Consider the following 25,166-nt stretch of genomic DNA (forward strand, 5'->3'; position numbering starts at 1 on the left):
TCCGCCGTGCTGCTGCGACTGGCTTACCTGGGCGTGACAAACGCGTTCGCCATGCTGCGCCTGCTGCCGATGAGCGACTGGGACAAGGACGTGGAGATCCTGGCGTTGCGTCATCAGATCACCCTGCTGGAGCGGCAACTGGGCAAGCAGAGACCGCGGTTGCACCCGAGCGATCGGGCGTTCCTGGCGGCGCTGCTGCACCGGCTCCCGGCAGACGTGCTGCGTCGGATGCCGCTGCTGGTGCGCCCCGACACTGTCCTGCGCTGGCGCCGCGACCTGCTCGCACACCGCCACGCGGCTCGGTCCCGGCCCAAGCGCCCGGGCCGGCCGCGGACCGTGCACTCGATTCGCGCCCTGGTGCTGCGCCTGGCGCGGGAGAATCCCAGCTGGGGATATCGCCGACTTCACGGCGAACTGCTCGTGCTTGGAATCAAGGTGGCCGCGTCCACCGTGTGGGAGATCCTGCAAGAGGCCGGGATAGACCCGGCGCCCGAGCGCGCCTGCAGCACGTGGGTCGACTTCCTGCGCTCGCAGGCCGACGCCCTGCTGGCGTGCGACTTCTTCGAGACGGTCACCCTGACCGGAGCGCGGCTGTACGTGCTCGCGGTGATCGAGCACGCCAACCGACGGGTCCGGGTCCTGGGCGTGACCACGCACCCGACCGCCACGTGGGTGGCACAAGCGGCAAAGAACCTGGTCATGGACCTCGAGGACGCCGGCTGCCGGACGCGGTTCCTGATCCGGGACCGTGACGGGAAGGGCGCTGTTGCGTTGCCGGATCCCAGGGGCCGAGGCAGGCTGGACGGGTGACGCTGTCCAGCCTTCGTCGCCCTTGGTCGCCACCGAAGTCGGCGTTCACCGGGTTCCGCTTCCCGTCCGAGGTGATCGTCGTCGCGGTCCGGTGGTACCTGCGGTACTGCCTCTCGTACAGAGACGTGGAGGAGCTGCTCGTCGAACGCGGTGTTGACGTCGACCACGTCACCGTGTTCCGGTGGGTGCAACGGTTCACGCCGCTGCTGGCCGACGTGGCCCGGTTCGCCCGCCACTCGCCTGGTGACCGGTGGTTCGTCGACGAGACCTACGTCAAGGTCAACGGCGTGTGGCGGTACGTCTACCGCGCGATCGACCAGCACGGGCAGGTCATCGACGCGCTCGTCTCGGCCCGCCGCGATGCCGCCGCGGCCCGGCGGTTCTTCCAGCGTGCGCTGCGGATGCTGAATGTGACGCCCAGCGAGGTCGTCACCGACGCCGCCCCGGTCTACCCCGCGGTGCTCGACGACCTGATCCCCTCGGCCTGGCACCACGTCGAGCGGTACGCGAACAATCCGATCGAGGCGGATCACAGCCAGCTCAAACACCGGCTACGACCCATGCGTGGACTCCGGACCGACCAGACCGCACAAGTGATCATCGCCGGACACGCCTTCATGCAGAACTTGCGACGCGGTCACTACGAACTTTCCGTCGATGTCCCGCCAGCGAAGAGGGTCGCTGCCGCGTTCACCGAGCTGGCCCACGGGATCTGACCGCGGACCCGAAACGGGCTCGCCATCTCCCTTGACCCGCAACGCAACAGCGCCACCTGGCGATCGAACTGGCCCCCCACAAGATCCGGGTCAACGCGGTCGCGCCCGCGGTCGTGGCCACGCCGCTGTATGAGGGCTTCATTCCGAAGGACCAGATCGATCAGGTCCTGCACGGCTTCGACGCGTTCCACCCGATCGGCCGGATCGGCACGGCGCGCGACATCGCCTCCACCATCACCTTCCTCCTCTCGCCCGAGACGGACTGGGTGACCGGCGCGATCTGGAACGTGGACGGCGGCGTTATGGCGGGCCGCAACTGACAAGTCGCCGCTGAACGGACGGGTACTCCGGGGGCCACGACGGGCGTCGTGGAGTCCTCGGACTACCCGGGCCGGCTTGCGGTGGCTAGGGGTCATTCGGCCGGATCCTCGAATCGGGCGGGCCGGACACGCTGCTGTCGAGCGGGCCGGGTTTGAGTCAGGGACCTGAACCGCCCCTTTCGTGGATTGACGCGGGACTGTCCGCGATCCCCTGGTACCGGATCCCCCGCGGGTCACGCGGGTCGGGAAACCGCGCCAGGGCCTCCAACAGGCCATATGCCTCCCGGACGGCGGGCGTCGCGCCGGATGGGGCAGGGGCATGCTGACGGATCACGTCGATCAGCGATGATGACATGCGCGGGTGCGGTCCTTCTCGGTGTCATGTTGTCTCAGAGGGCGTTCGATTTGTTCTTGATTTACTAATATGTGCCTCGCCAGGTGGGTGTTGATTCTTCCGTTATGCGGCGGCTGACGTTGTCGATCATCGCTATGTGGATCATGGCTTCGGAACTGGCCGGGAGAGTCTCGTAGTCGCGGACGAGTCTGCGGTGCAGCATCAGCCAGCCCAGGGTCCTCTCCACGACCCAGCGCCGTTTGACCACGTGGAAGCCTCGAACGTTGGTGTTGCGCGGTACGACCTCGGCGTCGATACCCAGAGTGGCGGCGTGTTCGACGAACTTGGTTTTGAAGCCGGCGTCCACCCACGTCTTGGTCACGGTGGGATGGGTGGCCTTGACCTGCTCCAAGGCTTGGATTCCGGCGGTGTTCTCGGTGGCGGAGGCGGCCATGACGATGACGGCCAGCAGCAGCCCGAGGGTGTCGGTGACTACGCTGCGTTTGCGTCCGACGATCTTCTTGGCCGCGTCGGTTCCCTGCGTGGCGGTCGGTGGGTTCGTGGACGTCTTCACGCTCTGTGTATCGACGACCGCGGCGGTGGGCTGCGCATCGCGGCCGGCCTTCACCCGGGCCAGGGCGGTCAGGTCGACGTTGAGCTGGGCGAGGAGGCCTTCGTCGCGCCAGGCGGCATAGTAGTAGTACACCGTGGTGTGTGGCGGAAAGTCATGAGGCAGGTACTTCCAGGCGATCCCGGTCCGGTTGACATAGAGGATGGCGTTGAACACCTCTCGGACGTCGGTGCGGGCCGGCTCGCCGGTGGGTCGCCGGTCGAGGCGGGTCTTCTGCCAGGCGAGCAGTGTCGGTGCGATCAGCGCCCAGCGGGCGTCGGAGATGTCGGACGGGTAGGCGCGGCGAGCGGTCATGGCAGAGATCTACTCTGGACGGAGCGGTGAGGGTCGCAGGCGACAGGGACGGCGATTCACGGCCAGATCTACGTCAGACGGAATCTGGTACGTGAAGCGAGACGAAACAGGCGTCGACTGGCCCGTCAGGGCGGAGTCGTATCACTGAGGTGATCTCAGCAAGGATCCGGGCGCGGTTCGGCATGACACGGGCATAGCGTCCATAGCGGACAGCGTGGGATAAGGACGTGGAGCCATCGGTAGACAGGTTCTTGCGACGGAATCAGTCTCCGAGAGGGCTCCACGTGATCACCTATTCTGCCAGGCTTGACGTGCCCAGGGAACTCGTGCGACACGTGGCGCGTCTGCTTCGCGCTGAGCGTCGGACGGTGGGAACCCGACCGCGATCCCGGGCGCTGACGTGCTTCTACCAGGCGCTTCTGGTGCTGGTGTGGTTCCGCAAGGGCGAGGACAAGACCACCCTCGGGGCCGGGTTCGGCGTGTCGAGGGCAACCGCTTACCGGTACGTCGCCGAGGCCGTACGCGTCCTGGCGGCGCAGACACCCACCCTGCACGACGCCCTGCAACGGGTAGCCGCCGACGGCTGGTCGCACGTGATCCTCGACGGGAAACTCTTCGACACCGACCGGCTGGCCGAGACGACCACCAGCGTGAAAGGCGAAACGATCGACGCTTGGTACTCCGGGAAACACCGCGACTTCGGTGCGAACATCCAAGCCATCATGCGCCCGGACGGGCTACCGATCTGGACCTCGCAGGCGATGCCCGGACACCTGCACGACCTGACCTGCGCCCAACAGTTGGACCTCACCGGCGCGCTCTACTGGGCCGCTTCGGCGCTGGATCTGCCGACCCTGGCCGACTCCGGCTACGAAGGCGCTGGCCAGGGCATCCACACCCCGTACAAGCAGCCCGCCGACGGCCGCCGCCTCGCCGCAGACAACCGCACCCACAACGCGATCCTTCGATCCATGCGGTGCCTCGGAGAACGCGGCTTCGCGATCCTCACCGGCCGATGGCGGACCCTACGCCACACCACCGCCAGCCCACGGCAGATCGGCGACATCGTCCGCGCTGCTCTCCACCTCATCCACTTCGAATACCGATACCTACCGGATTCTTGTTGAGATCACGTCACTATCCAAACCGCAAAGCGGCAGAATAGGGCACGCCGCAAACAGGTTATAGCGGGACACCGGTTCATCGAATGCCTTCTGACTGGGCGTTTTAATCTTGTCTGCGTGGGATCAGCAGCATTCGGCCCGCCGGCTGCCGGGCCAGTAGAGCCGACGACTCACGGCTATCGGCACCATTTGCCTGACTGATGTCGCAACGATATGCCAGCTTCGTTCCACGGAACGTGTCTGGTTCAGAAAAGTCCTCGTGTGGTCGGACCGCGGGTGCGATCCACTACCGCTCGTCCACAGTAGAACCACGGCATGGTTGAGCGACCTACCTACCCCTGCGACCTGTCCGACGCCCGCTGGGCGCTGATCGCACCACGCCTGAATGCCTGGCGTCAGGCCCGTACCCAGGCCGGCGTCGGCGGACGCGCTGCCACCCACAACTTGCGGGAGATTTTCAACGCGATCCTGTACGTCAACCGCACGGGCATCGCCCGGCGCTATCTGCCCCACGATCTCCCGCCCTGGCAGACCGTCTACGGCTACTTCACCGCTTGGACTAACGACGGCATCTTCGTCCAGCTCAACTACCAGCTCACCGGACTGACCCGCACCAAGGCCGGACGTGCCGTGCACCCGTCGGCCTGCATCATCGACAGCCAGAGTGTGAAAACCTCCACCAACGCACCCCTGCCCACCCAGGGCATCGACGCCGGCAAGAAGATCGTCGGACGCAAGCGGGGCATCATCACCGACACCCTCGGCCTACTCCTCGCCGTCGTCGTCACCGCTGCCAGCGCCAGCGACAACACCATCGGCATCAACCTGCTCGACCAGGCCAAAGCCATCCACCCTGCCTTGGCCAAGACCTGGGTCGACGCGGGCTTCAAGAACAAGGTCATCGAACACGGCGCCGCCCTCGGCATCGACGTCGAAGTCGTCACCAGGGACCCACAGATCAAAGGATTCTCCGTGGTCAAACGCCGATGGGTCGTCGAACGCACCCTCGGCTGGATCATGCAACACCGACGCCTCGCCCGCGACTACGAAGCCCTACCCGACAACTCAGCCAGCATGATCCGCATCGCGATGATCGACAACCTCACCAAACGCATCACCGACGAAACCACCCCAACCTGGCGAGACACCTGAAGGCAGCATCACTCGCAAAATACGTGAATCAGACGCCCTCTCAGGCCGGGATGAACCAGACCGCGGCGTCCGGCGGCAGCAGGAGCGCCCCGCCCGCCGGTTCGGCCGGTACGCTCGCCAGCAGCACCCGGCCGACACCGGTCAGCGGCACCGCCCCGCCGCCGGTGTTGACCGCGCAGCCAAACCCGTCGCCGCGACGGAACGCCACCACGTCCGGTCCGGCGTCCCACCAAGTCAGCTCAGCGGCCCCGATGTTCTCCCCCACCTTCCGGCGCAACCGAATCGCCGCCCGGTAGAGCGCCAGCGTGGAGGCCGGGTCGGCCGTCTGCCGCTGCACGCTCCAGGCTCCCCAGCCGTCGGGCTGCGGCAGCCAGGGCGGGTCGGCGCCGTCTGGCGAGAAGGCGTACGTCTCGCCGTCCGCCGTCCACGGAATCGGTACCCGCGAGCCGTCCCGCCCGCGCACGGTCCGCCCGGAGCGTTCCCAGATCGGGTCGCGGAGCGCCTCGTCGGGGAGGTCCACCTGGGGCAGCCCCAGTTCCTCCCCCTGGTAGACGTACGCCGCGCCGGGCAGCGCCAGCATCAACAGGGCGGCGGCCCGGGCCCGGGCCGCCCGCGGGCCCCCACCTCCCGAACCGTAGCGGGTGACGGTCCGGGTCGCGTCGTGGCTGTTAAGCACCCAGGCCGGCCGGGCGCCGACCCGGCGGTACGCCTCGAGCGTCCGCCCGATGGTGTCCCGCAGCGCGGGGGCGAACCAGTCGCACTCCAGCAACTCGAAGGTGAACGCCTGATGCAGCTCGTCGGGGCGGACGTACCGGGCCTGCCGGTCGGCGTCGAAGAGGCACACCTCCCCGATCAGCGCCCGCTCCCCCGGCACCGCGTCGACCATGGTTCGCCACTGCCGGTACAGCCCGTGCACGCCCGGCTGGTCGAAGAAGGGCATCAGGTGGTTACGCCGGAACTCGATGTGCTGTCCGGCGCCGGCGTCGACCATGTCGGGGTGCTTGAACAGAGCGTGCGCCATGTCGATGCGCAGCCCGTCCACACCCCGGTCCAGCCAACACCGGACGATCTTCCGGAACTCCGCCCGCAACTGCGGGTTGTCCCAGTTCAGGTCGGGCTGTTCGGGGCTGAACAGGTGCAGGTACCACTCGTCGGGCCAGCCGTCCGGGCTCGGCACCCGCCGCCAGGCGCTCCCGCCGAACGCCGAACGCCAGTCGTTGGGTGGCCGGTCCGGGTCGTGGTCATCGACCGGACGGAAGACGTACCGGCGACGGGCAGGGCTGCCCGGCGGTGCGGCGAGCGCCTCGCGGAACCAAGGGTGCCGGTCCGAGGTGTGGTTGGGCACCAGGTCGCAGACGACCCGCAGGCCGAGCCGATGCGCGTCGGCGACGAGCGCGTCGAAATCGGCGAGGGTGCCGAAGGCCGGGTCGACACCGCGATAGTCGGCGACGTCGTACCCGCCATCGGCCATCGGTGACGGATAGAACGGGGTCAGCCAGACGGCGTCCACGCCGAGGGAGACCAGGTACGGCAGGCGGGCGGTCACCCCGGGCAGGTCGCCGACTCCGTCGCCGTCGGAGTCGGCGAAACTGCGCACGTACACCTGGTAGCAGACCCCGCCGCGCCACCACAGCTCCCCCGGCGCGGACCCGGTCATTGGCGGACCAGGGTGAAGCCGCCAGGCAGCACGGTGACCCGCAGCGTGGCGGCGGCGCCGGTGCCCCGCGAGCGGAGCACGCCCGCCGCGTCGTACACCTCGACGGTGGCCGGTCCGGTGGCGGTGATCTCCGCCGTCCGGGCGGTCCGGGCAGCACTGCGCAGCAGCGTCGTGCGCCGTTCGCCGCCGGCCAGGGTGAGCCGGGAGACCAGCGGCTCCAGCACGACCGCGTCGACGGTCGCCGGCTCCCCGGCCGCCGCCTCGACGGTCAGGTCCGTGGCGTGGGCGGCGAGTTCGCGGGGCAGGGTGACCGGGAGCAGGGCGCCCGGGGCCGGGGAGTTGCCCTGGGCGCCGATCCGGGCGTGGTCGACCTCGCCGAGCGGTCCGGCGTCGCTGCGCCAGACCGTCCGGGCGGGTACGCCGGAACGCAGGTCCACCACGGGCAGCACCAGCCGGGGCTGGTCGGCCGGCGGGAGCTGCCAGCGCAGCCCGGCCCCGGCGGGCAGGTCGACGTACGCCCCACTGATCAGCGATTCGCCGGTCCAAGCGGACGGTGGGGTGACCACGGTCGCCCCACCCGATCGGGCGGCATCCTCGGCTTCCAGGGTCACCGCGCCGACCCGTTCGACGACCTCGGTGCGGCGGGCGAGGGCGGTCAGCTCGGGACGGGCGTCCAGGGCCAGCATGCTGAGCAGCGTGTGGATGGTGGACTCGGCGCCGGAGTTCCGGTTGACCTGCCCGTCGCCGTTGATGCCGTCGATGGCCCGGCCGGTGTCCGGGTCGTAGCCGGGCGTCCCGGCCGGGTTCGCGCCGAAGTACCAGGCGGCGGTGACGGCGGCGAGCTGCGCGAACCCGGAACGTCCGCTGGCATCGGCGACGGCGAGCAGCGACTGCACCCGGGAGTCGACGCCGTAGGCGATCTGGGTCCGGTCGGTGCGGGTGGGCAGCCGGCCGTTGTCCGGGCCGCCGGAGGTGAGCAGCCAGGGGGTGAAGACGGCCGAGTCGGTGACGGCCGGGCCGAGCAGGGTCCGGTCGCCGAGTGCCTGCGCGGCCCGGGCGAGCGCGGCCGGCATCTGGGCGCCCCATCCGTGCCAGACCGAGCGCGAAAGCGCCCAGGGACGGATCGCACCGAATGGCCATTCCCGCACGTCGCCGTCGGCGAGGGCGGCGATGCCCCGGGCGAGTTGGCGCAGCGCCCGGCGGGCGGTGGTGCCGCCGCCGGCCTCGACGTAGGCGCCGAGACCGAGCACCGCCTCGGCGGTGGCGTCCGCGCCGTCCACGATCAGCCAGGCCGGGGTACGTTCCCCGTCGATGATCTGCCACCGGTTGTAGCGGACGAGCACCTGGCGCTGCACGGCGGCGATCGCCAGGTCGAGGCGGTTCCGCAGGAAGTCGGCGAAGTCCGGGTCGGTGGCGCGGAACGCGGCGTACCCCTCGCCGAGCGCCCAGATCGTCCGGGCCAGCCAGTACGACGCGTCGCTGTCGGACGGGTCCGGCAGTTCCTTCGGCTCGGCGCTCGGGTTGAGCGTGCCGTCTGGCTGCATCCAGAGCACCACGTTGCCGGCGTGCGGACCGTCCGCGGTCTGCAGATAGGTCAGGCCGCGCAGGAGCTGGTACGCACCGTCGCGGCTGGTGGTGGCCCCGGTCTGCCGCCAGTGCCGCAGGTAGACCACCGCGGCCCGGGAGATGTCGTCGGCGTTGTAGGCGCCCTGCCCCCAGGTGTCGGTTTCCGGGTCGTATGCTCCGCCGCCGACCCGGCGGAACTCGCCGTCCGGCCCGGGTTCGGCGTACGTCCAGAGCACCCCGATTCGCGGGGTGTCGGCGAGCCGGTAGGTGGTGTGCCCGTGCTGGTCCGGCGGCGTGACGTCCTGCCGCAGGAAGTCCAGGTGGGCGAGGTTGGTGAGCGGACGGCCCCGCGCCACCGTGCTCCGCGGGGCGGCGGCGGGGGCGGCGGCTCCGGCCGGGGCAGGAGCCAGCAGCGGGGTGGTGAGCGCGAGGCTGCCCAGCAGCAGCGATCGACGTTTCACGGGGGTCTCCTCGGTCAGGACGGGTGAGTGGTGGGGGCAGCCGTCGGGCGTCCCGACGGCTGCTGTCCGAGGTGGACGGTGCGTTCCTCGCAGGCGGAGCGGCGGGCCGCGGCGGCGACGGTCACCGCCGTCACGCCCTCGGTGACTCCGGCGACGGGCCGGTCGCCGGTACGGACGCAGCGCACCAGGTCGTACATGACGGCCCGCACGCTCTCGGCGTAGACGTACGGTTTGGCGGCCTCGCCGCCGAGGTCGACGGTGATCCGGCAGCGATGCGGCAGCCGGCGCTCGTGGCCCCGATCCCGGGTGTGTGCCGGGCCGGCGTGCCGGTGCACCGCCACCTCGACGGCGGCCCGGTCACCCAACCTGTGGCCGTCGACGGCCAGCAGTTCCGCGACCCGGGCCGGCAGGCTTCCGACCAGCGCGGCTCCGGCGTCGTCGGTCCAGAGGTCGACGGTGGCGTGCACCGGGATCCAGCCGGTCACCCGGGCCTCGGCGGTGCCGAAGTCGATCCGCATCAGTTGCCGCTCACACCGGTGGGCGTGGCTGAAGCCATGCGCGAACGTCGCCACCGCGCCGTCCGGGTACCGGGTGGTGGCGACCGCCAGGTCGACCAGGTCGCTGCCGGGGCGGTGGCCGAGCATGCCCTGCACCGACTCGGGGGTCGAGCCGACCAGGGCGTCGGCCGCGTCGAAGAAGTGCACGCCGTGCTCGACGAAGATCCCGCCGCTGACCCGCTCGTCCCAGAACCAGTGCTCCGAGCCGAGATCCTCGTCGCTGGCGTCGTTCTCGAAGGCAAGCCGCCGGAGCGGACTGAGCAGCGGGCCGGGCGGCGGGCCGGGCGGGGAACCGGGCGGCGTGCCGAACCTTGGGTCACGCAGCCGGGCCAGCGCCCGTAGCACGGGGTTGTAGCGCAGCACGTGGTCGACCACCAGGACGCGGCCGGTGGCGGCGATCGCGTTCCGGATGGCGATGGCGTCGTCCTCGCCGGTGGCGAGGGGTTTCTCGGCGAAGACATGCCGGCCGGCGCGCAGCGCCGCGAGGATGATCTGCGCGTGGCCGGCCGGCGGGGTGGCGACCACCACGACGTCCACGTCGTCGGCGGCGACAAGCGTCTGCCAGTCCGGCACCGCCCGGGCGGCCAGCGTCCCGGCCAGCCGCCCGGCCCGGTCGGTGTCCGGGTCGGCGACCACGGTCACCGTCACGTCCGGCAGGTCGCGCAGGGCGCCGGAGAGGAAGGTGGCGAAGCCGCCGGCCCCGACGACGCCGAGGCGCAGCGCGGCCGGGCCGGTCACCGGGCCCACCCCGGTGCGGCAGCCGGCCCGGTAACGATGACCGGTCGGGCCGGACCGCCCGACTTACCGGACACGGTCCAGCCGGGCAACGCCGATTTTGGCGTCTGCCATCCCGTAGAAGACGTACCGGAGCCCGTCGACCTCCTCGATCGCGGTCGGGAAGACCACGTTCGGCACGGTGCCGGAGCGCTCGTCCTCCGTTTCGGGCACCAGGATCGGCTCGGCGGTACGGGCAAGCACCCGGCCCGGGTCGGCCGGGTCGAGCAGCATCGCCCCGGCCGCGTACTCGACCTTCTGAGTGCTGGGGTCGAAGGTGTCGGGGATGTGGCCGGTCACCCCGTGGTGGATGAGCAGCCAGCCCTCCTCCACCCGGATCGGCGGCGGGCCGGCGCCGATCTTCAACTCCTCGTACGGGAACTCGGACAGGGCGACGCAGCGGTGGTCGCGGAGCCGGACCAGGGCGGTGATGTCGGAGTGCACCTCCTCGGCGGGGACGTAGGAGATCCAGATGCCGGGCCGCTCGTCGGTGATTCCGGCGGGCAGGTGCACCCCCTCACCGGGGCGGAACCAGCCCAGGTCCCACATTGGACGGTGCAGCATCGCGTAGCAGGGCCGGCCGTCCGGGCCGGGTACCGGCTCGGGGAAGAAGACCGCGTCCTTGTTCGGGAAGAGGTTCAGGTCGGTGTCCAGGCCCGGCTGGTAGGCGAACTGCATCGGACCGAGGCGGCGCCAGGTGCGCAGGTCGGTGGAGACGGCCAGGGCCAAGCGCGGCCCGAGTGGCCCGTAGGCGACGTACGTCATCAGGTGCATACCGAGGCTCGGCACCCAGGTGGCGCGCGGATCCTCTACCCCGGCGTTGTTCAGCCCGCGCTCCCACCTCTCGTCGGGGGCGAGGACGACGCCGCGGCGGATCACCCCGGCCGGTACCCCGTCGTGGAACTCGACCTCGGCGAGCCCGACCCGGGAGACGTTCCCCTCGGCGACCAGCCGGGGCAGCAGGTGGAGCTTCCCGTCCGGGGTACGCCCGCTGGCCGGGTTGAGCACCCCCTCGACCTCCAGCGGCTCCGCCGCCTCGGGCGCCATGACCACGCCGAGTCGGGTGAGGGTGTACGGGACGACGGTGGAGACAGTCAACGGTTCAACCCTTTACGCCAGATCCGATGTTGCTGGAAGTGAAGTGCTTCTGAAAGGCGACGAACAGCGCGACGGCTGGTGCGGCCAGGACGCAGGCGCCGGCGAGAATCGCGCCGTACGGGTTGGCGGCCCGCGCGGCGACGTTGCTCAGGTAGTTGGCGAGCGAGACCGCCAGCGGCTGCATGTCGGTCTGCTTCGTGATCAAAAACGGCCAGAGGAACTCGTTCCACGGGCCGATGAAGGTCAGCAGCACCACTGTGAGCAGTGCCGGGCGGACCAGCGGCAGCGCGACCGACCAGAGGATGCGCAGTTCGCCCGCGCCGTCCATCCGGGCGGCGGCGAAGAGGTCGGCCGGCAGTTGCAGGAAGAACTGCCGGAAGACGAAGACCGCCGTGGTGTTGATCGCATACGGCAGGATCATCCCGAGGTAGGAGTCGGCCAGCCCGTAGCCGCGCACGATCAGCACGTAGAGCGGGATCAGCAGGAGCTGGAACGGCACCACCTGGACCAGCAGGACCAGCGCGAAGAGGGTGCCCCGGCCCCGGAAGCTGAGTTGCGCCAGCGCGTAGCCGGCGAGTACGCCGAAGACGACCGTGCCGAGGATGACCCCGCCGGTGAAGATCCCGGAGTTGGCAAGGGACCGGAGCAGGTCGATCTCGGCGTTGATCTCCCGGTAGTTGTCCAGGGTGAGGCCGCCGGTAGGGAAAGCCCCGGCCGGGGAGGTGTCCGGTTCGGCCTGCAACGACCCGATGAACATGTAGTAGAACGGGAAGATGAAGGCGAGCGCGAAGGCGACCAGGGCCGTAGTGCGCAGCACCCGTCGGAGGGTGCCGGGGCGACGGCGTGCCACGGACGCGGACGCGACTCCGGGTGCGGGTGTGGGTGCGGGTGTGGGTGCGGGTGTGCCGAGGGTGCTGGTCGACATGTCAGGGCCTCTCCAGCAGTCGACGGTTGATCATCGATACGGTGACGACGCCAACGACGAGCAGCACACCGATCGCCGCCGCAACGTCCGGGGCGCCCTGCTCGATGCCGCGCTGGTACATCAGCAGCACCGGGGAGGTGGAGGCGCCGTTCGGGCCGCCGCCTCCGGTGAGCAAGTAGGGCTCGGTGAAGAGGTTCGCGCCGGTGATGGTCGCCAGGATCACCACCAGGGTGGTGGCGGGGCGGACCGCCGGTACCGTCACCGAGCGGAACCGCTGCCAGGCAGTCGCCCCGTCCACCGCCGCCGACTCGTACAGCTCCTTCGGGACGGTCTGCAACGCGGCGAGGTAGAGCAGGATGAAGAAGCCGAGCTGCTTCCAGGCCACGAAGACCGCGATGAGCGGCATCGCGAGCGTCTCGTTGACCAGCCAGGACGGGTCCGGGGCGAGCGGGCCGAGGACCCTGTTGACCAGGCCGTCCGAGCTGAACAGGAAGAGCCAGACCCCGACCACGGCGACGCTGGCGGTCACGTACGGCACGTAGTAGGCGACCCGCAGGAAGGTGCGCCCCCGGATGGACCGGTTGAGCGCCACGGCGAGCGTGAGCGCCAGCACGGCGGTGAGCGGCACGTTGATCAGCAGGAAGACCAGAATGTTGCCGAACGCCTGCCGGACCCCCGGGTCGCCGATCACGGCCCGGTAGTTCTCCAGCCCAACGAAGGGACGCTCGACCTGGGCTCCCGGCGCGGCGAAGAAGTAGTCGTGGAAGCTCATCCAAACGGCGAACCCGAGCGGGTACGCGAAAACCAGCACGATGAACGCGGCGTAGGGCGCGGTCAGGGCCAGCCCGACCGGGTGACGGCCGAGCAGGGCCGTCACCGGTCGGCGGCCGGGGTGCTGGTGCGTACCCCGGGTGAGGCGGGCGCTCATCGCTGGCCGGCTAGCCCGTCGACCTTCTGCGCGGCGTCGCCGAACGCGTCGGCCACCGGCCGCTTGCCGAAGATCACCGACTCGGAGTACGCATCCCGGAACGTCTGCCAAATGGTGATGGAGTTCGGCACGTTCGGTACCTCGACGGTGCGCCCGGCCTGGTCGGCGAAGTCGCGGTAGGCGGGCTTCTGGGTAAAGAAGTCCGCGTAGGTGGCGGTCAGGTCGGTCCGCAGCGGCATCTGGCCGGTCGCCTTCAGCAGCGCGCCGTCCTGCTCCTGGCTGGTAGCGAACTTCAGCACCTCCCAGGCGGTGCCCCGCTTCTGGCAGGAGGAGTACATGGCGGCGTTTTTGGCGTCGCTGAAGGTCTTCGTCTCGGCGGCGGGCTTGCCGGCGGAGGTCGGGACCGGCTTCAGACCCCACTTGATCTTGTTGCCGTAGACGGCGATCGCCCACGGGCCGACGATCGCCATGGCGGCCTTGCCCTCACCGAAGGAGTCACCGTTGTACTGCTCCTTCGGGGCCAGTCCTTCGGCGTAGAGGGTCTTCCAGAAGTCGGCGACCCGCTGCCCCTCGGCCGAGTTGAGTTGCGCCTTGCCGTCCTCGACGAGCTGCTTGCCGCCGGTCTCGGCGACGAACAGCGGGTAGAAGTCGAACCAGGACTGGAAGAACTGGCTGGTCGGCGAGGGGTAGATGGCCGCCTGCGCGGCGCCGGAGGACTTGATCTTCCGACTCGTGTCGAGGAACTCCGCGTACGTGCCGAGCGGCGGGTTCTCCGAATCGACACCGGCCTTCTGCATGATCGCCTTGTTGTAGACGATCATGACCGGGTTGGCCTTCCAGGGCATCTGGTAGTACTTGCCGTCCGGCGACTTGTACTGCTCGGCGACCGAACCGGACCGCTGTTCGATGTAGCCCTTGGCGCCCTCGAAGTCGTCCAACGCGACCAGCCCGCCCTGCTTCTGGAACTGCGGCACCGCGGCCGGCGCGGTGTTGAAGATCAGGCAGGGGGCGTTCCCGGCCGTGATCGCGGCGCCGATGACCTCCTCCGAGGACTTGCCGGCCGGGATCTCCTGGGCGGTAATCTTCTGGTCGGCGTGCTGGCTGTTCCACGCCTCGACCATCGCCGTGCCCCAGGCCAACTCCTCCTTGTTGTTGGAGAGCCAGATGGTGATCGGCCCCTTGGCCGAGGAGTCGGCCTTGGCGTCGGAGCCGCCGTCACTGCAGGCTGCGGTGAGGCCGAGGGAGAGCACGAGCAACGCGGCGGGGACGGTCCGTTTCATGATGGGTCTCCGATCTCGACTGCCGTGACGATCGACCGGCCGGGCCGGCGCGACGCCGGCCGGCCGGTCACGGCGGTGGGGGTGGTGGGGGTGGTGCGGCGGTGGAGGCGCGAACGACGAGCTGCGCGGGGGGCATCTCGACATCCGCGCCGCCGTCGCCGTCGATGAGGTTGAGCAGGGTACGGGCGGCGGCGCCGCCCCACCCGGACGGATCCGTCCGGACGCTGGTCAGCGCCGGGCTGATGTGGGCGGCCAATTCGGTGTCGTCGAAGCCGGTGACCGAGAGCCGGCCCGGGACGTCCAGGCCACGCTCCCGGGCCACAGCCATGCCGGCCATCGCCGTCACGTCGTTGGCGTAGATAATCGCGGTCGGCGGCTCGGCCAGGTCGAGCAGTCGGTGGGTGGCTGCGGCCCCACCGGCCGCCGAGAAGTCGGAGGGCACGCACGGCCCGGGCGACAACCCGGCGGCCCGCAGCGCGTTCTCCCAGGCCTCCCGCCGCGCCCTCCCGTGCAGGAAGTGGTCCGGGCCGGCGACGTGCGCGACGTGCCGGTGCCCCAACTCCACCAGATGGCGTACAGCGGCGGTGATCCCCCGCCGATCGTCGACGAGCACCGCCGGGAACGGGCTGGCAACGTCGGGACGGCCGAGGGTGACGGCAGGCAGCCGCAGCTCCTCCAGCAGGGCGATCCGGGGATCGGCGATCCGCAGGTCGAGGAGGAAGACCCCGTCCACCCGCCCATCGGCGGCCAGACGCCGGTAGCCCGCCTCCTCCGCCCGCTGGCTGGGGACGACCTGGAGGACCAGCGCCTGGTTCCGCTCGACCAGGACTCGTTCCACGCCGGCGATGAAGGCGGGGAAGAACGGGTCGGCGCCGAGCAACTCCGGCGGGCGCGCCAGGACCAGGCCGACGGCGAACGCCCGCGAGGTGGACAGGGCCCGGGCACGGTGGCTCGGGGTCCAACCCAGCGCCTTCGCCGTCGCCAGGATGCGCTGGCGGGTCTCCTCGGCCACCCCGGGCCGGCCGTTGAGGGCGAAGGAAACCGCTCCCTTGGAGACCCCGGCGGCACGGGCGACGTCGGTAATTGTCGGCCGGTCTCGGCTGACCAACTCGGCCTCCTTCCCGTACCCGCCAGAGCGCGGAGCACCACTGTCGCTAAACCGGTTTGGGGAATGCTAGACCGGTTTAGCAGACGGATCAATAGGTCGTTCCGATCACAATCAGTGACCATGCCGTGCTGATCATGAGAGAAGATCACCGGTAGACCCGGCCGAGGGCCGGCCGCCGCGCGACCCAGACGCGTCGACCGGCGGCTGGCAACTGAGCCCTTCGACGCGCGAGGACGACCACTGTGTCCGACTACAACGAGATAGACGCCTTCGGTGTGAACTCTCGGCAAGCCGGTCGGAATCGGGTGTCGTCCGAGGTCATCCGGCTTGCGGAGGGTCGTCTCGGCCTGGCGCGGCTAGTGTGCCGCGCCGGAAATTCGCCTACAAAATCGCGCGAGTGATTCGAGGATCTCTTCGGCGGTCTTGGTCCAGATGAACGGTCGGGGGTTGCTGTTCCAGTCGGCGATCCAGGATCGGATGTCAGCTCCAAGGGCCTGGACGCTTTTGTGGGTTCCGCGGCGGACTTTCTGGTCGGTAAGGAAGCCGAACCAGCGTTCGACCTGGTTGATCCATGATGAGCCGGTCGGGGTGAAGCGCATGTGGAACCGCGGGTGTTTCGCCAGCCAGGCACGTACTGCCGGCGTTTTGTGGGTGCCGTAGTTGTCGCAGATCAGGTGCACGTCGAGCTCGGCCGGGACGCTCTTGTCGATGGTGATCAGGAATTTCTTGAACTCGGTCGCCCGGTGCTGACGGTGCAGCTCGCTGATGACTGAGCCGTCGGCCACGGCCCCGGCGTTGTGCCGACTTGCGGTGGTCTGTTCACGTTTTGGGGGTGGAGTTGTGGGACGAGCGCGACTTCTGATGATCTTTCGGGTGCCTACGCCAGAAGATCGTTTCAGGAGCCGCGCTCGTGTCCTCATCTTCCCCGATCAGCCCTGCTGTTGACCACCTCGCGGATCTGGCCCTCTGGGAGGCCGAACTTGCCACGGACCCGTTGTCGGTGCCGTCATCGCTGCTCAACCGTCTAGGGCAGGTACCCAACCCGCGCCGGCTGCGGGGTCTTCGCCACCGGCTCGTGGTGATCCTGGTCCTGACCGCGTGCGCAACCTTGGTGGTGGGCAACGACTCCGTGGCGGCGATCCGGCAGTGGGCGGCGGGTACCCCGCAAGATGTCCTGCACCGGATCGGGGCCCGGTTCGACCCGCTGCTCGGCCGGTACACCGTGCCCAGCGAACGGACCTTCCGCCGGGTCCTGGCCGGTCTGGACGGTGACGCCCTCGATACGGCGACCTGCGGATACGCCGCGGACGTCGTGCGAGGCGATGCGCCCGTCCCGGTCATCGCGGCCACCGCGGGACCCCTCGAACGGGAGCAGCGCCGGGCCGAGCAGCGGGCGGTGACCCACCCGCGGCCGGCCGGGCTGCTGCCCGCCGCCGCGGTCGACGGGTAACTCCTGCGCGGGACCCGCACCCCGACCGGGCAGGTGTTCCTGGTCGCGTCGATCACCCACCACGGCGGCGTGATCCTGGGCCAACGCCAGGTCCCGGACAAACGCGGCGAGAACACGGTGGTCGCCGACCTGCTGGCACCCCTCGATGTGGCCGGGATGATGCTGACCTTGGACACACTGCACACGACGAAGAAGACCGCCCGCCTGATCACCGAGGTCCTCGACGCCCACTACCTTCTGGTCTTGAAGGGGAATCAGCCCCTCGCCTACCAGGCCGCCCAGGCGCTGCTACGCGGTACCGACACCGAGTTCGCCGACCACACGCACGTCGACGACGACCGCGGACACGGTCGCACCGAACGCCGGACCCTACGCACCGCACCGGCCGATGACAGCCTGTTCCCCGGCGCCCGCGGTGGCGTTCGCGGCGAGGACGACGGCGGATCGCAGCCGGTGGGTGTGTTCGGTGGTGGCGGCCGCGTCGAGGGCCGTGCCGGTGGTGGCGGCGGTGTCGGCCAGTGTTTTCAACTCCAGCAGGGCGGTGATTGCCTGCTGGGCGTATGCGGCGATGAGGGTGTCGGCGTTGTCCACGACGTAGACCAGTTCGCGCAGGACGTGGGCGTTGCACAGGGCGTGCGTGGCTTGGGTGTAGGTGTCGTAGGGCGCCCACGCGTCATGCACGGCGATCCCGGTGAACACGGGCAGGATCCCGGCGTCGTTCATCGCCGCGGTCCCCCGTTTCGGGTGCGCGGTGTACAGGACATCGGTGGGGGTGGACGCGGAGTGCAACCAGCCCAGCCCACCGGCGGTGCGCCACCCGGTCTCGTCGAAATGCGCCACCGGCGCCGCGGTGATCCGGTCGCGGATCACCGGTAGGACCGTGTCGATGACGCCCAGGGCGGCGCGTTTCACCCAGCACGCCACGGTGCCCGCGCTGACCGGCGCGGCGAACACCTCGGCCAGGGTCTGCGCGGTGCGCCCGATCGACAGGAACTGCCCGTGCAGCAGGTACACCCCCAGGGCGGCGATCCGCGGCCCGTACGCCACCGGCGCGCTCGCCTGCGCAGGTACGCCGGCCTGGGTGTGGTGCCCACACGGGCAAGCCACGGTGATGATCTCGTGCTGGGTCACGACCAGTCTCGGCTCGGAATGCCGAACACCTGCCGGATCAGTACTCCCACCTGCGTCGCGTCGTCACCCAGACCGGCACCGCAGCTGGCACACGCCGCCGGGACATGCCGCACCGTGACGTCCGGCACGGCGACGCGCTCCAAGGTCGACCCGGGCTGCCCCGGCGGGCGTCCCGGTCCCCGACCGGTCTTCTTCCGCAGCGACTTCGGCGCGGGCTTGACCAGGCCATCCGACGAGGGTGGCTTCGACGAGTTCCTCGACGACATACCCAGCCGGGCCTCCAACTCGGCGATCCGGCCGAGGGCCTGCTCCAACCGGGCCACCAACACCGCGTTCAAACGCCAGCAACTCGTCATACGACGGCGGCTGCGGCGACTCGGCGAACACGATCCGCCAACCTACCAGCCTCCACCATGGACACCTCTGGCGGCCAACGACCTATCCGGTCACCCGGATTCTTGTTGAGATCACGTCACTGCTGGACCGGCGTGCGAATGTCGTCGAGCTTACGGTCTCGGGGCCGAACGGAAGGATCGAGGGCCTCAATCTGCGGCTCTATGAGCCCCAGCCGGGGCGCTGGAGCCTGACCTTCGTGAACCTCCGCGATGGACTGCTCACCCCGTCCGTGCATGGCGGGTTCCACGACGGTGTGGGCGAGTTCTACGGCGACGACCAGCTCGGGGGACGCGCGATCAGGGCGCGTTTCCTCATCTTCCGGCAGGGGCCGGACAAGGCGAGGTCCGAACAGGCCTTCTCAGACGACGGCGGGAAGACATGGGAGACGAACTGGATCGCCGCGGACAATCGAATTGCCAACGCCAGGTGAGCATTTTTTTCTATAACCTCGGCGGCTGGTCCTCGCCGAGGTCCGCGACGACATGCGCGACTTGAAGCTCGTGCGAGTCATCACCATGGCGTGCCCTTCTTCAGATCGCCGGTTTCATCGACCACCAGCACCGCGTTCGGGCCACCGAACCGGTCGGCGATCAGCTGCCGCAGGTCGTCGCGGACGACGTCGGCGTCCCACACCGCCCGGTATCAGGCCGACGAGGAACTCGGTGAAGAGGCCGGCGCGCGATGGGGTACGGGAGGCCGGAGGCGCGGAGCAGCCGCTCGGTGTGGCCGTTGGTGTACGCGTAGCAGAACGGGGAGGTCACATCCGCGTCGAGGCCGCTGAGCAGCACCACGTGCCCGACCCCGGTCCGCGTGGCCGCGTCGAGGACGTTGTGGTGGTGGACGAACACCCGCGCGGCCTCGCCGTCGCTGGACACGAACACCAGCGTGTCGTTCAGGGCGGCATGCAGCGCCGCGGGGTCGTCCGGCGGCGGGTAGCGGGATCGCACGACGGACGGTAACCGGTTACATTCGTCGAACCGGTTCAATCAAGACCGCCAGGAGGTACCCGGTGACGAACACCAGCGGACCCCAGCCGTCCGACGCCCGGACCGATTGGGAAGCCCGCATCGCCCGCCGCAGCGACGAAGGCGACACGGCCGCGCTACCCGACCTACCACCACCGGCCCGCCTCACCGCCACCCCCGGCCGCGGACACGTCCGCCTCTCCTGGCATCCCGTCGACGGCACGGTCGGCTACCTGGTGCATCGTGCAACGCTGGATGGCGATCGGGTGTCCGGCCCGTTCACCCCGCTGGACCACCTCGGCGGCGACGTGCTCTCCGTTCCCGACACCTGGTACGTCGACACCACCGGCACGCCGGGCGAGCGGTATGCGTATGCGGTGGCTGCCGTACCCGAGGTGACCGTGACCAGCGCGCTGAGCGACCCGGTCACGGCGGCCGCCCTGCCCGGCGCCGGCGAACCAGGCACCGTCACGCTGCGCCTCGACGCGGACGCCCCGGGCACCACCCTGCACCGTCCCTGGCAGCCGATGATCGGCAGCGAGCGGCTGTCCCAACTGCTCTGCCGGGACCACTCAGGCGGCCGGGAGATCGGCATCGAACTGCTGGCCGCGCTCCGCCGGGTACGCGAGGAGATCGGCGTGACCGCCGTGCGGGCGCACGCGATCCTGCACGACGACCTCGGCGTCTACCGCGAGGTCGACGGCGAGCCGGTGTACGACTTCAGCCGCGTGGACCAGATTTACGATCTACTCCTGGGCGTCGGAATGACGCCGGTGGTGGAGATCGGGTTCATGCCCCGCGATCTGGCCAGCGATCCGGACCGCACCGTCTTCAACTATCGCGGCATCATTTCCCCGCCGCGCGACTGGGACCGGTGGTCGGGGCTCGTTCGGGCGCTGGTGACCCACCTGCTGGACCGGTACGGCGAGCAGGTGCTCGGTTGGGACTTCGAGGTGTGGAACGAGGCCAACCTGGAGGTCTTCTGGAGCGGCAGCCACGAAGAATGGATGCGGCTGTACGACGTGACCGCCCGCGCGGTCAAGGACGTCGACCCGCGGATCCCGGTCGGTGGGCCCTCGTCGGCGGCCGCTGGCTGGGTGGACGCGCTGCTGGAGCATGCCGTACGGTCCGGCGCACCGGTGGACTTCGTCTCCACCCACACGTACGGCAGCCCGCCGCTGGACCTGCGGCCCACTCTGGCCCGCCTCGGCTTCCCCGACGCGCGGATCCTGTGGACCGAGTGGGGCGTCACCCCCACCCACTTCCACCCGATCAGCGACGGTACCTCGGCCGCCACGTTCCTGCTCACCGGCATGCGGTCGGCCGCAGGCAGGGTCGAGGCGCTGTCCTACTGGGTGGCCAGCGATCACTTCGAGGAACTCGGCCGGCCGCCGAGGCTGCTGCACGGCGGGTTCGGCCTGCTCACTGTCGGCGGTATCGCCAAGCCGCGCTACCACGCGCTGCGGATGCTCGCGCAACTCGGCGAGACCGAACTGCCGGTACGGGCCGCCGGCGACGGCGCGGACGGTCTGGTGCAGAGCTGGGCCAGCCGGCGCGGCGACGGCAGCCTGGCGATCCTGGTCTGGGTGTCCACCCTCGACCAGGGCAAGCGGGACGGAGACCCGGCGCTGGCCCGGCGGATCCGGTTGGTCATCGACGGCGCGGCCGGACGGCCCGCCCTGGTTTCCCGGCTCGACCGGGAGCACGGTGACATCACCACCCTCGCCGACCGGTTGGGCGTCGCCGAGTGGCCGACCGATGAGCAGTGGGCCGCGCTGCGCGCCGCCGACCAGGTCGCGGCGGAGAAGGTGCAGCCCTCCACAGACGCTGGAGCGGCGGTGATCGAGCTGGACCTGCCGCAGCCCGGCGCGGTGCTGGTGGAGGTCCCCGGGGCCTGATCCCTGCCCACCCCGGTGCGTCGTCGGCCGGGGTATCGGGCAGCCAGGTCCGCGGACCGGCCGGCCTCGGCTCGGCTCCCGCGGTGCCGACCACTCGAAGGATCGTGCTCGATTGCGGAAGTAGCGCCCTACGGCGCGTGGCCGTGGGCCCTACTTCGCTGCACCGCGACGGGTTGGGCAGGTCGACCGTTACCTTTTCCGGCGCCGTCAGGCGGCCCCACGCAGCTGTGGAAGGCTCTGGTTGGCCGGCACGTTGAAGGTCTCCTGTGCGATCAGTGGACGGATCCGGCGTTCGAACTGTGGCGAGACGAACGCGCGGCGCAGGAGGTCGTTGGCGAGCTCGTTGCCGAGCGCACCCATGATCATGGCTTGATCGAGCGAGAGGTAGCGCTTGGCCACGGTGCCGCTGCCGACCGCGATCGCGTCGTAGAAGCCGCCGGGACCGTACGAGTCGAAGTTGGCCCTGAGGCGGGCGAGGTTGTCGACGACCGCTGCCTTGGCGTACGGGAGGGCGAGGAACGCCGCGTGCGGGGTCACCACGCCGTCGCCGTAGTCGGGGTCCGGGCCGGCTGGGCGGCAGTCACCGAACCCGGCGTCGTACTTCGAGCGCTCCATGTCGGACGGGTAGCCGTCGGTGTCCATGCCTATCGCGTCGACGCCCCAGGCCTGGTAACCGCCGGCCGGGTCGCTCGCCGGGGAAAAGCCCCAGTATCCGTACCCGGCGTCGTTCATCCCGTGCTCAATCTGGCCGGCGACCGTCGCGGGATGGTTGCGGCCCCAGCTGTTGGGGGCCCACTGCGCTTCGGGCACGAACAGGTCCGGCATCAGGGCCTCGAACATGTCGCCACCCCAGCTGGGTACGAACTGGATGCCGCGGTACCGGTACGCGCCCTCGTACACCGGCACGCCCTCGTAGGTGGTGTCGAAGCCGACCGGCTGCATCTCGTGCCAGCTCCAGTCGCAGGTGGCCGGCAGGGTGCGCATCGTGTTGTAGTAGGCCTTCGGTGGGATCTGGCCCATCGCGATGCCGAGGTACGTCGCGATGCGCGGCTCGGTGACGGTGATGTCGTAGTGGTTGCAGGTGAACCAGACGCCGTCGCGCTGCTGCGAGCACCCGGGGGGCGGCGCGTCCCAGAAGCCGCCGGCGATCAGGCCGCTGGCCCCGAACGGCGTCGACGCCGCCGGGTTGTAGTAGAAGCCGAAGTTCATCTTTCGCAGGATCGCGTCGGCCTTGCCGCGCAGCTCCGGCACGGCGCCCTTGACCACGTTGAGCGCGGCCGCCAGCCAGCCGTTGTCCACGCTCGACATAAAGGGATAGACCGGGTCGCCGTTGTCGGGCCATACCGTGACGACCGAGCCGTCTCGCGGGTCGTACCAGTTGTAGTACATGCCCGACGCGGTGTGATGCTTGAGCCGGGCGAGCGTGTCGAGGGTCCTGGCGATCCGCTGGCGGGCTTCGGCCCGCGAGATGATGCCGAGCCTACTGGCGACCACCGCAGACCACAGGTAGCCGCCGATGTTGGTGGGGGACGTGTAGGTGGCGCGGCCGCCGGCGGCAAGGTCGCCGGTGATGTTGTCGGCGACCAGGCCGGTGCCGGGGTCGGTCATGGCGGCCATCGACCGCCAGGTGTCCGTGGCGTAGCGGAGCAGTGCCCGGTCGGGGCCGCGCTCGCCGGGTGCCGCGACGGCGGCCGGGCCGCCTGCCAGCACGAGTGCCAGCGCGAGCAGCGGTGCGAGAAGGCGTCGCATGGGTCTCCTTGTCTGGTTCGGGGATGGTCACTTGATTCCGGTGGTCGCGATGCCGCGCAGGAAGTGCCGCTGGAGGAACAGGAACACGATGAGCACCGGGAGCACCACGACGACCGCGCCGGCGAGGAGCAGCCCGTAGTTGCGTTCGTTCTCGCCGACGCTGTAGAGCGCGAGGGCGACCGGCAACGTGTACTTGTCCTCCGTGGTGGCGACCACGAGGGGCCACAGGAAGTTGTTCCAGGACGCGAGGAACGTGAGGATCCCGAGGGTGGCCAGTGCCGGCCGGCACAGCGGAAGCACCACCCGCCAGAAGATCCGGAACTCGCCGGCGCCGTCGACCCTGGCGGCCTCGATGAGCTCGTCGGGGATCGACTGGAGGAACTGCCGCATGAGGAACACGCCGAACGGTCCGACGAGGAACGGCAGGATCAGGCCGGCGTACGTGTTGGTCAGGCCCATGTTGCTGACCAGCACGAACTGCGGGACGAAGGTGACCATGCCGGGCACCATGAGCATGCCGAGCACGGCCAGGAAGAGCGCCCGCTTGCCGGGGTACCGCAGCTTGGCCAATGCGTACCCGACGAGCGAGCAGAACAGCAGGTTGCCGACCATGACCAGCGTCGCGACCAGTGCGGAGTTGAAGAAGTAGAGCGGAAAGTCGAGCCGGGAGAACAGCCCACGGAAGTTGTCGAGCGTGACCGTCTCGGGCCACCAGGTCGGCGGCACGTCGCGGATCTCCCGCTCCGGCTTGAGCGATGACAATGCCATCCAGAGGAACGGTCCGGCCACGGCGAGTAGCCCGAGGAGCAGGACGGCGTAGAGCGCGGCCTTCGCAACCCGATCGCGGGTACGCAGGGTGGTGTCCTTCGTGGCCATCGTCAGTTCCTCTCCCCCAGCAGGCGGAACTGCACGACCGACAGCGCCACGATCGCCAGAAAGAGCACGTAGCTGGCGGCGGCCGCGTAGCCGTAGTTGCCGAAGCCGAACTGGTTGTAGATGTGGAACGACACCGACAGCGTCGAGGAGAGCGGGCCGCCCTGCGTCATGACGAGCGGCTCCTCGAAGAACTGGAGATAGCCGATGCCGGTGATCACCCCGGCGAAGAGCAGCGTCGGCCGGAGCATCGGCACGGTGACGTTGCGGAACTGCTGCCACCGCGTCGCGCCGTCGAGCGTCGCCGCCTCGTAGAGGTCGGCCGGCACCGCCTGGAGTCCGGCCAGGAAGATCACCATCAGGAAACCGAAGTTGCGCCAGGCCGCCATGACGATCAGCGACGGCAGCGCGAGCGTGGTGTCGTACAGCCAGTTCGGCCCGTCGACCCCGACCAGGCGCAGCAGGTTGTTGACCAGCCCGATCTCGGGATCGAGCAGGAAGCGCCAGACCACCGCGATCGCCACGATGCTGGTCACGACCGGCAGGTAGAAGCCGACCCGGAACAGCGCGCGGAAGCGTACGAGCCCGGAGTTGAGCGCGGTCGCGGCGGCCAGGGCCAGCACCATCGTCAGCGGCACGCCGATGACGACGAAGACCAGGGTGTTGACCGACGAGCGCAGGAACAGTTGATCAGAGAACAGGCGGGTGTAGTTGTCGATGCCGACGACGTTGACGGCCAGCGGGTGGCGCAGGTCGGTGGAGCGCAGGTCGGTGAAGCTCATGAGCAGCGAGACCACCACCGGCAGTGCCATGAACACGAGGAACAACACGGTGAAGGGCGCAGAGAAGGCCCAGCCGGTCAGCGCCCGCTGCAGGCGCTGCCGCCGCCGGACCGACCCGGCGGGCCGGTCGGGGCTCGTCGCCCCGGCCGGTCGCGCCGGTGCCGTCGCCGCGGGGGCGGCGGCCATG

23 protein-coding genes and 3 pseudogenes are annotated in these 25,166 nt (G+C 69.8%); 9 read left to right on the plus strand and 17 right to left on the minus strand.

Annotated features, from left to right (window positions below; genetic code table 11):
• The first annotated feature begins 6 nt into the window (after nucleotides 1-6).
• The 3 genes from ABZU69_RS30505 (at nucleotide 7) to ABZU69_RS30515 (ending at nucleotide 1,846) form a co-directional block, all read left to right on the plus strand.
• Nucleotides 7-810: a helix-turn-helix domain-containing protein gene (locus ABZU69_RS30505; RefSeq protein WP_354967760.1), complete on the plus strand. Its 804-nt coding sequence runs from the start codon at nucleotides 7-9 to the stop codon at nucleotides 808-810.
• 2 nt (nucleotides 811-812) lie between these two features.
• Nucleotides 813-1,526 (plus strand): IS6 family transposase, encoded by a 714-nt coding sequence (locus tag ABZU69_RS30510; RefSeq protein WP_354967809.1) that lies wholly within the window; start codon nucleotides 813-815, stop codon nucleotides 1,524-1,526.
• A gap of 83 nt (nucleotides 1,527-1,609) precedes the next feature.
• Nucleotides 1,610-1,846: an SDR family oxidoreductase gene (locus ABZU69_RS30515; RefSeq protein ID WP_354967810.1), complete on the plus strand. Its 237-nt coding sequence runs from the start codon at nucleotides 1,610-1,612 to the stop codon at nucleotides 1,844-1,846.
• Between the two features lie 419 nt (nucleotides 1,847-2,265).
• On the opposite strand, the gene ABZU69_RS30520 is transcribed toward ABZU69_RS30515, so the two are convergent.
• The gene (locus tag ABZU69_RS30520; protein WP_354967761.1) at nucleotides 2,266-3,105 is read right to left on the minus strand and encodes an IS5 family transposase; all 840 of its coding nucleotides are present in this window, start codon (nucleotides 3,103-3,105) and stop codon (nucleotides 2,266-2,268) included.
• Between the two features lie 368 nt (nucleotides 3,106-3,473).
• On the opposite strand from ABZU69_RS30520, the gene ABZU69_RS30525 reads away from it, so the two are divergent.
• Nucleotides 3,474-4,232: a transposase family protein gene (locus tag ABZU69_RS30525; RefSeq protein ID WP_354967762.1), complete on the plus strand. Its 759-nt coding sequence runs from the start codon at nucleotides 3,474-3,476 to the stop codon at nucleotides 4,230-4,232.
• Between the two features lie 312 nt (nucleotides 4,233-4,544).
• Complete coding sequence (locus tag ABZU69_RS30530; protein WP_354967763.1) at nucleotides 4,545-5,381, plus strand: IS5 family transposase; 837 nt, start codon at nucleotides 4,545-4,547, stop codon at nucleotides 5,379-5,381.
• A gap of 40 nt (nucleotides 5,382-5,421) precedes the next feature.
• Here ABZU69_RS30530 and ABZU69_RS30535 read toward each other — a convergent pair whose 3' ends face one another.
• The 9 genes and pseudogenes from ABZU69_RS30535 to ABZU69_RS30575 form a co-directional block, all read right to left on the minus strand.
• The gene (locus ABZU69_RS30535; RefSeq protein WP_354967764.1) at nucleotides 5,422-7,038 is read right to left on the minus strand and encodes a glycoside hydrolase family 13 protein; all 1,617 of its coding nucleotides are present in this window, start codon (nucleotides 7,036-7,038) and stop codon (nucleotides 5,422-5,424) included.
• A complete protein-coding gene (locus ABZU69_RS30540) occupies nucleotides 7,035-9,065 on the minus strand; it encodes a hypothetical protein (RefSeq protein WP_354967765.1) in 2,031 nt (676 codons plus the stop codon). The genes ABZU69_RS30535 and ABZU69_RS30540 overlap by 4 nt, the downstream gene beginning before the upstream one ends.
• 14 nt (nucleotides 9,066-9,079) lie before the next feature.
• On the minus strand, nucleotides 9,080-10,360 hold the full coding sequence (locus ABZU69_RS30545; RefSeq protein ID WP_354967766.1) for a Gfo/Idh/MocA family oxidoreductase: 1,281 nt from the start codon (nucleotides 10,358-10,360) through the stop codon (nucleotides 9,080-9,082).
• A 63-nt stretch (nucleotides 10,361-10,423) separates the two neighbouring features.
• A complete protein-coding gene (locus ABZU69_RS30550) occupies nucleotides 10,424-11,494 on the minus strand; it encodes a hypothetical protein (protein ID WP_354967767.1) in 1,071 nt (356 codons plus the stop codon).
• Nucleotides 11,495-11,498: 4 nt separating this feature from the next.
• Nucleotides 11,499-12,311, minus strand: coding sequence for a carbohydrate ABC transporter permease (locus tag ABZU69_RS30555; RefSeq protein ID WP_354967768.1), 813 nt, complete (start codon nucleotides 12,309-12,311; stop codon nucleotides 11,499-11,501).
• Nucleotides 12,312-12,420: 109 nt separating this feature from the next.
• Nucleotides 12,421-13,347: a sugar ABC transporter permease gene (locus ABZU69_RS30560; RefSeq protein WP_354967769.1), complete on the minus strand. Its 927-nt coding sequence runs from the start codon at nucleotides 13,345-13,347 to the stop codon at nucleotides 12,421-12,423.
• Nucleotides 13,344-14,627 carry an extracellular solute-binding protein gene (locus tag ABZU69_RS30565; protein ID WP_354967770.1) on the minus strand — a complete coding sequence of 428 codons (1,284 nt, stop codon included), beginning with the start codon at nucleotides 14,625-14,627 and terminating at the stop codon, nucleotides 13,344-13,346. The genes ABZU69_RS30560 and ABZU69_RS30565 overlap by 4 nt, the downstream gene beginning before the upstream one ends.
• A gap of 67 nt (nucleotides 14,628-14,694) precedes the next feature.
• Complete coding sequence (locus tag ABZU69_RS30570; protein ID WP_354967771.1) at nucleotides 14,695-15,735, minus strand: LacI family DNA-binding transcriptional regulator; 1,041 nt, start codon at nucleotides 15,733-15,735, stop codon at nucleotides 14,695-14,697.
• 356 nt (nucleotides 15,736-16,091) lie between these two features.
• Nucleotides 16,092-16,511: pseudogene (locus ABZU69_RS30575) on the minus strand (transposase); the annotation flags it as partial.
• Nucleotides 16,512-16,645: 134 nt separating this feature from the next.
• On the opposite strand from ABZU69_RS30575, the gene ABZU69_RS30580 reads away from it, so the two are divergent.
• Together ABZU69_RS30580 and ABZU69_RS30585 are read left to right on the plus strand one after the other, a co-directional pair.
• Nucleotides 16,646-17,185 (plus strand): transposase family protein, encoded by a 540-nt coding sequence (locus ABZU69_RS30580; RefSeq protein ID WP_354967772.1) that lies wholly within the window; start codon nucleotides 16,646-16,648, stop codon nucleotides 17,183-17,185.
• A 69-nt stretch (nucleotides 17,186-17,254) separates the two neighbouring features.
• Nucleotides 17,255-17,518 (plus strand): annotated as a pseudogene (locus tag ABZU69_RS30585) (hypothetical protein); the annotation flags it as partial.
• Nucleotides 17,519-17,554: 36 nt separating this feature from the next.
• Here ABZU69_RS30585 and ABZU69_RS30590 read toward each other — a convergent pair.
• Nucleotides 17,555-18,316, minus strand: coding sequence for a transposase (locus ABZU69_RS30590; RefSeq protein WP_354967773.1), 762 nt, complete (start codon nucleotides 18,314-18,316; stop codon nucleotides 17,555-17,557).
• Nucleotides 18,313-18,645 (minus strand): DUF6444 domain-containing protein, encoded by a 333-nt coding sequence (locus ABZU69_RS30595; protein ID WP_354967811.1) that lies wholly within the window; start codon nucleotides 18,643-18,645, stop codon nucleotides 18,313-18,315. The genes ABZU69_RS30590 and ABZU69_RS30595 overlap by 4 nt, the downstream gene beginning before the upstream one ends.
• A 263-nt stretch (nucleotides 18,646-18,908) precedes the next feature.
• On the opposite strand from ABZU69_RS30595, the gene ABZU69_RS30600 reads away from it, so the two are divergent.
• Nucleotides 18,909-19,142, plus strand: a complete 234-nt coding sequence (locus ABZU69_RS30600; protein WP_354967774.1) for a hypothetical protein — start codon at nucleotides 18,909-18,911, stop codon at nucleotides 19,140-19,142.
• An 89-nt stretch (nucleotides 19,143-19,231) separates the two neighbouring features.
• Here ABZU69_RS30600 and ABZU69_RS30605 read toward each other — a convergent pair.
• Nucleotides 19,232-19,348: pseudogene (locus ABZU69_RS30605) on the minus strand (IS701 family transposase); the annotation flags it as partial.
• Nucleotides 19,303-19,659, minus strand: coding sequence for a hypothetical protein (locus ABZU69_RS30610; RefSeq protein WP_354967775.1), 357 nt, complete (start codon nucleotides 19,657-19,659; stop codon nucleotides 19,303-19,305). The gene ABZU69_RS30610 and the pseudogene ABZU69_RS30605, both read right to left, overlap by 46 nt.
• Nucleotides 19,660-19,721: 62 nt before the next feature.
• Here ABZU69_RS30610 and ABZU69_RS30615 point away from each other — a divergent pair, with 62 nt between their 5' ends.
• Nucleotides 19,722-21,575: a xylan 1,4-beta-xylosidase gene (locus tag ABZU69_RS30615; protein WP_354967776.1), complete on the plus strand. Its 1,854-nt coding sequence runs from the start codon at nucleotides 19,722-19,724 to the stop codon at nucleotides 21,573-21,575.
• Between the two features lie 207 nt (nucleotides 21,576-21,782).
• On the opposite strand, the gene ABZU69_RS30620 is transcribed toward ABZU69_RS30615, so the two are convergent.
• The 3 genes from ABZU69_RS30620 to ABZU69_RS30630 are packed head-to-tail and all read right to left on the minus strand — an operon-like array spanning nucleotide 21,783 to nucleotide 25,165.
• Nucleotides 21,783-23,324: a glucoamylase family protein gene (locus ABZU69_RS30620; RefSeq protein ID WP_354967777.1), complete on the minus strand. Its 1,542-nt coding sequence runs from the start codon at nucleotides 23,322-23,324 to the stop codon at nucleotides 21,783-21,785.
• 27 nt (nucleotides 23,325-23,351) lie between these two features.
• On the minus strand, nucleotides 23,352-24,200 hold the full coding sequence (locus ABZU69_RS30625; protein ID WP_354967778.1) for a carbohydrate ABC transporter permease: 849 nt from the start codon (nucleotides 24,198-24,200) through the stop codon (nucleotides 23,352-23,354).
• A 2-nt stretch (nucleotides 24,201-24,202) separates the two neighbouring features.
• Entirely contained in the window at nucleotides 24,203-25,165 is a 963-nt protein-coding gene (locus ABZU69_RS30630; protein ID WP_354967779.1) for a sugar ABC transporter permease, read from the minus strand.
• Nucleotide 25,166: the final 1 nt, after the last annotated feature.

Source organism: Micromonospora sp. NPDC005206 (genome assembly GCF_040608175.1).
Taxonomy (GTDB): Bacteria; Actinomycetota; Actinomycetes; order Mycobacteriales; family Micromonosporaceae; genus Micromonospora.

Excerpts from the sequence above, each read along its gene's own strand:
- ABZU69_RS30520 (WP_354967761.1), bottom strand. The coding sequence starts at position 3,105 with ATGACCGCTCGCCGCGCCTACCCGTCCGACATCTCCGACGCCCGCTGG.
- ABZU69_RS30530 (WP_354967763.1), top strand. The coding sequence starts at position 4,545 with ATGGTTGAGCGACCTACCTACCCCTGCGACCTGTCCGACGCCCGCTGG.
- ABZU69_RS30535 (WP_354967764.1), bottom strand. The coding sequence starts at position 7,038 with ATGACCGGGTCCGCGCCGGGGGAGCTGTGGTGGCGCGGCGGGGTCTGC.
- ABZU69_RS30560 (WP_354967769.1), bottom strand. The coding sequence starts at position 13,347 with ATGAGCGCCCGCCTCACCCGGGGTACGCACCAGCACCCCGGCCGCCGA.
- ABZU69_RS30565 (WP_354967770.1), bottom strand. The coding sequence starts at position 14,627 with ATGAAACGGACCGTCCCCGCCGCGTTGCTCGTGCTCTCCCTCGGCCTC.
- ABZU69_RS30620 (WP_354967777.1), bottom strand. The coding sequence starts at position 23,324 with ATGCGACGCCTTCTCGCACCGCTGCTCGCGCTGGCACTCGTGCTGGCA.
- ABZU69_RS30625 (WP_354967778.1), bottom strand. The coding sequence starts at position 24,200 with ATGGCCACGAAGGACACCACCCTGCGTACCCGCGATCGGGTTGCGAAG.
- ABZU69_RS30630 (WP_354967779.1), bottom strand. The coding sequence starts at position 25,165 with ATGGCCGCCGCCCCCGCGGCGACGGCACCGGCGCGACCGGCCGGGGCG.